The sequence below is a fragment of the Bacillus cereus group sp. BfR-BA-01382 genome, from assembly GCF_022663475.1.
Classification (GTDB): domain Bacteria; phylum Bacillota; class Bacilli; order Bacillales; family Bacillaceae_G; genus Bacillus_A; species Bacillus_A thuringiensis_S.
In genome coordinates this window covers 1-259 of record NZ_JAKUFQ010000380.1, presented here as the reverse complement: position 1 = coordinate 259, position 259 = coordinate 1, and the positions used below count along the sequence as shown (strand labels likewise).

Below are 259 nucleotides of genomic sequence, written 5' to 3'. Positions count from 1 at the left end.
GTGTACTTGTTTCAGTTTCTTTTGCAGCAGGTTGTTGTGTAGCTGGTTTTTGAGCTTTAGCTGCTTCACGAGCTTTAGCTGCTTCTTGAGCCTTAGCCGCTTCACGAGCTTCAGCTGCTTCTTGAGCCTTAGCTGCTTCACGAGCTTCAGCTGCTTCTTGAGCTTTAGCCGCTTCACGAGCTTTAGCTGCTTCTTGAGCCTTAGCCGCTGCTTGAGCTTCAGCATCTGCTTGAGCTTTAGCTGCTTCACGAGCTTTAGC

1 protein-coding gene is annotated in these 259 nt (G+C 49.4%); it reads right to left on the bottom strand.

Annotation, left to right across the window (positions count from 1 at the left end; genetic code table 11):
- The coding region (locus MR160_RS34410) for a hypothetical protein (protein WP_242299261.1) at positions 1-259 on the bottom strand (259 nt) is incomplete at both ends.